We start from the raw sequence: 4291 nt of genomic DNA on the forward strand, positions 1-4291 counted from the left end.
GCCGCGCCTGCCGCATGAGCATGACCAGCATGCAGACCGCCAGGATGCCGCCAACAGCGGCCATGCCGTCGAGCGCCCCGAGATTCGCCAGGCGTATGACGATATCCGCAAGGGCCAGGTCGATACCGACCTGCGCGGCACGGGCGGACTGGATGAAATGAACAAACGGCCCGGCAGCCGCTCGGCCGAAGCGCCCCGCAAAGAGCGCGACGAGGGCTGAGGCTCGCTTCAAGTCCTGCCGCGCCGGCCCCGGACTGGCCGACGCGCAGGCGTCACAGACCGGATTGCACGATCCAGTCAGAGATGATCCTGAACAATTCCTGCGGCTTTTCCATCGGCGTCATGTGACCGCAGTCGCCGATGATCTCCAGGCGCGAGTGCGGTATCTGGCGCGCCATCTCTTCCGATTCCTCCACACTGCGCAGCTTGTCTTCGTCACTGCTGACGATGAGTACCGGGCATTGCAGCCGTTGCAGATCCTCGGCGTTGCTGTCGCGCAGGGTCTGCAACTGCCGCAGGAACACGTCCTTGCCATTGGCCAGGGCCATGGCCTGCAGCCGGTCCAGCAGGCCGCGATCGGTGCTGCGCGCCGGGTGCAGCGAAGAGGCCAGCGCACGCGATGTCAGTCCCTTGAAGGGGGTGCGCCGGGCCAGTTCGATTTGCGCCAGCGTGCCCGCCGATTCGCGCTCGGTCTGCGGGCGCGATGAGGTATTGAGCAAACCCATGCCCAGCACGCGCTCCGGTGCCTTGAGCGCAATGGCTTGTGCCACGAAGCCGCCCATCGAAAATCCGAACAGCACGAAGCGCTCCGGCGCCTGGCGCAGCACGGCGTCGGCCATGGCCTGGATGCCGATATCCTGGCCCAGGTCGCCGAAGGTCAGTGCACCCAGCGTGGACAGATCGGCCTGCATGTCATCCCACAGGTGGGCATTGAGCATGAAGCCCGGCAGCAGGACCAGATTGCGCATCGTATTTTTTCCTTGCATCAGAGGTAGTAGAAGTGAAAAGCGGAGGCCTTACTGCAGCCACTGCGCGCGGCGGCTGGACCCGGCCATGGCCAGGCACAAGACGCCCAGCAAGGCCAGTGCAGCCTGCAATCCCCAGCCATGGGCGAGGAAGCCGAACACCGGCGGGCCGATCAGGCTGCCGCTGTAGCCCAGCGTGGCCACCGCCGCCAGGGCGCTGGAACCATGCCGCCCGGCGGCACTGAAGACGAACGGGAAGACCGCGGCCACGCCGGTACCCGCAATGGCAAAGCCAAGAATGGCCAGCGTCATGCCGGGTGCCGCCACGGCCAGGGCGATGCCCAAGCTCGCGATGAGCGTGCCGACCCACACCACGCGGCGCGCGTCATAGCGGGCCTTGAGACGGTCGCCGATCATGCGCATGATGAGCATCATCCCGGCGAAGGCAGCATAGGCCAGGGGTGTGGCACCATCGCTGGCACCGATATGATCCTTCATGTAGATACCACTCCAGTCCGCCACCGAGCCTTCGACGATGGCACCGCAGAAGGCGATCACGCCCAGCACCACCAGATGTCCGTGCGGCAGTACGAAGAGCTTGCGTGCGGGGTCATGCTCGGGGCGGTCATCGGGCAATGCTTCATAGCAGGCGTAGAGCGGATAGAGGAACAGCGCGGCCACCAGCAGGAAGTGCCAGATCGGTGCGATGCCCATGCCCGCCACGGCACTGGCGGCGAGCGCACCTGAAAAGGTGCCCACGCAGAACCAGCCATGCAGCATGGACATGATGGGCCGCCCTGCATCCCGTTCGGCCTGTGCGCCCAGCGCATTGATGGCCACGTCGAAGCAGCTGGAAGCGGCACCATAGAGCGTGCAGATCAGCATGAGCGAGGCCACGTTCGGCGCCAGTCCCAGCAAGGGCAGCGACACCAGCAGGGCCAGCCCCGCGTAGAGCGTGCTGTGGCGCGCGCCGTAATGGCCGGTGATCCACGCGGCCAGCGGGAACGAGCCGACCGCACCGATGCCGCCACACAGCAGCACCAGCGCCAGCGTGGCCGCATCGAGCTGCAGATGGTCCCGGATGGCGGGAATGCGTGCGGCCCAAGTGGCAAAGACCACGCCCAGCAGCAGGAAGAACAGCGGGATGGCCAACTTGCGCCAGATCAGGCGCAAGGGAGAAGACGGGCGGGAAGTGGACAGCTTGGTTGTCATCGATCAGTCAGGAATGTAAACTGCGCAGAATCATTTCTTTCCTGAAATGAGTTTCAATATTGCAGGCCGCTATTATCCGACAACCGGGAAAACGCATGCACATGCGTCGTCGGACCAGCGGGCCGGGGCTTCCTTCAAGGGGGCTCAATCAGAGACAAAGGGACCTGCAAAGGTTCACGGCAGGCGCATCGCCTTCCAACTATTCATCAAGCAACACCTCTGAGCGACCGTGCACGCTGCCAGCGGCTGCAATCACGCAGGGACAGGAATGCCAGTTTCAGAACCGAACAAGATCTACCAGGAAGTCATCGATGCACTGATCGCCCTGCATCGGCTCACTGACGGCTATACGCCCAATCACGAGGACCAGACCGCCGAGCTGGCGGTGATGATCGGCCGTCATCTGGCCCTGCCGGCCGAGCGCATTGACGTGCTGCACATGGCCGCCCAGGTACACGACATCGGCAAGGCCAGGATACCGCTCGATTTGCTCACCAAACCCGGCCGCATTACCGCTGACGAATACGGCGTGCTCAAGACCCACGTGCAGTTCGGTTACGAGATTCTCAACAAGATCAGCTTCCCCTTCAACCTGGCCGAGATCGTCTGGTGCCATCATGAGTACCTCGACGGCAGCGGCTATCCGCGCGGCATCGGCGGCGATGCGCTGCCGCTGGAGGCGCGCATCCTGACCGTGGCTGACATCGTTGAGTCGATGTCGGCCGACCGGCCCTACCGCAAGTCGCTGGGCATGGCGGTGGCCCTGGAAGAAATCCAGCGCCAGAGCGGGACGCGCCTCGATCCCGTGGTGGTGGATGCCTGTCTGCATGTGGTGCAGCAACAGAACTGGCGGCCGGTCACCAACTAGCCCGGCGCAGCAGTTTGACCGCTTCGGCTACACTGGCACCACACCACAACAAGACCGCCAGGAGACGCCATTCCATGCCCCCGCACGCCGCGCATGCGCCCTCGCCTTTCATCCTGCGCCATCCCATCCTGACCGCCCTGGCCCTGTCGCTGGGCACGGCCGTGGCGCTGGGGGTGGCGCGTTTCTCCTATGCCCTGCTGCTGGCGCCGATGCGCAGCGACCTCGGCTGGCCTTACCTCATCGCCGGCGGCATGAATACCGGCAATGCCCTGGGCTATCTGCTGGGCGCGCTGCTGACGCCGCGCCTGATGCGCCGCTATCAGGCGCACCGCGTGCTGATCGCGGGGGCCTTCGCCACCGCCCTGCTGTCCTTCCTGCCGGCGCTGACCACGGACACGCTGCTGCAATTGCTGCTGCGGATAGTAACGGGTGTGACCAGTGCGCTCATCTTCGTCTCGGGCGGATTGCTGGTGAGCCGGCTGGCGGCCTTGCATGCGCAGCGCGCCGGCCTGCTGCTGGGCTTGTATTACGGCGGTACCGGGATCGGCATCGTGGCCGCCTCGCTGCTGGTGCCACCGGTAATGGAGGCCGCAGCCGCCCGCGGTGCGCCCCATCCGTGGCAATGGGCGTGGATCCTGCTGGGCGTGCTGGCGCTGGTGGCCAGCCTGGTCATGACGCTGCCCGCGCGGCTGATGCCGACCTCGCCGGCGCAGGCGGCAGGAGGCGGGGCCTGGCGTCCGCGCAGTTTGTTGTTCGGGCTGACCGGTTATTTATTCTTCGGTCTCGGGTACATCGGCTACATGACCTTCGTCATCGCCTTGCTGAAGGAAGAAGGGATGGCACCGGCGCGCATCACGCTGTTCTTTGCGCTGCTGGGCGCGGCGACCTTTGCGTCTTCACGCATCTGGGCGCGCATGCTGGACCGCTTCCGGGGCGGACAATCGCTGGCCATCCTCAACGGCCTGCTGTGCCTGGCCACGCTGCTGCCGGCCACGACGGCCGCGCCGGTGGCGGTGTTTGCCTCAGGGCTGCTGTTTGGCGGCTGCTTCCTGTCAGCCGTGGCGTCGACCACCGCCATGGTGCGTCACAACCTGCCGCCATCCGATTGGCCGGCCGGCATCAGTGCCTTCACCATCATCTTTGCCGTGGGGCAGATCATCGGCCCGTCCATCGTCGGATGGATCGCCGATGGTGCCGGCGGCCTGCAACGCGGCTTGACGGTTTCTGCACTGATGCTGCCGGCGGG

The 4291-nt window shown here is 65.4% G+C and carries 5 protein-coding genes; 3 read left to right on the top strand and 2 right to left on the bottom strand.

The genetic code is table 11. The annotated features are described in order from the left end of the window. Window positions 1-220, top strand: a 220-nt coding sequence (locus tag B3873_RS01125; RefSeq protein ID WP_286863631.1) for a hypothetical protein, incomplete at its 5' end; no start/stop codon positions are given. 52 nt (window positions 221-272) lie between these two features. Here B3873_RS01125 and B3873_RS01130 read toward each other — a convergent pair. Together B3873_RS01130 and B3873_RS01135 are read right to left on the bottom strand one after the other, a co-directional pair. Further along, entirely contained in the window at window positions 273-968 is a 696-nt protein-coding gene (locus tag B3873_RS01130) for an alpha/beta fold hydrolase (protein ID WP_286863633.1), read from the bottom strand. Between the two features lie 48 nt (window positions 969-1016). Next, a complete protein-coding gene (locus tag B3873_RS01135; protein WP_039790208.1) occupies window positions 1017-2177 on the bottom strand; it encodes an MFS transporter in 1161 nt (386 codons plus the stop codon). Window positions 2178-2445: 268 nt separating this feature from the next. Here B3873_RS01135 and B3873_RS01140 point away from each other — a divergent pair, with 268 nt between their 5' ends. Further along, window positions 2446-3045 (top strand): HD-GYP domain-containing protein, encoded by a 600-nt coding sequence (locus B3873_RS01140; RefSeq protein ID WP_286863634.1) that lies wholly within the window; start codon window positions 2446-2448, stop codon window positions 3043-3045. Window positions 3046-3119: 74 nt separating this feature from the next. After that, a partial coding sequence (locus tag B3873_RS01145) for a YbfB/YjiJ family MFS transporter (RefSeq protein WP_286863636.1) occupies window positions 3120-4291 on the top strand: 1172 nt, incomplete at its 3' end.

The sequence above is a fragment of the Herbaspirillum sp. UBA812 genome, assembly GCF_002296545.1.
Taxonomy (GTDB): Bacteria; Pseudomonadota; Gammaproteobacteria; order Burkholderiales; family Burkholderiaceae_D; genus Herbaspirillum; species Herbaspirillum huttiense.

Coding starts and splice junctions, on each gene's coding strand:
- B3873_RS01130 (WP_286863633.1), bottom strand. CDS start 968: ATGCGCAATCTGGTCCTGCTGCCGGGCTTCATGCTCAATGCCCACCTG.
- B3873_RS01135 (WP_039790208.1), bottom strand. CDS start 2,177: ATGACAACCAAGCTGTCCACTTCCCGCCCGTCTTCTCCCTTGCGCCTG.
- B3873_RS01140 (WP_286863634.1), top strand. CDS start 2,446: ATGCCAGTTTCAGAACCGAACAAGATCTACCAGGAAGTCATCGATGCA.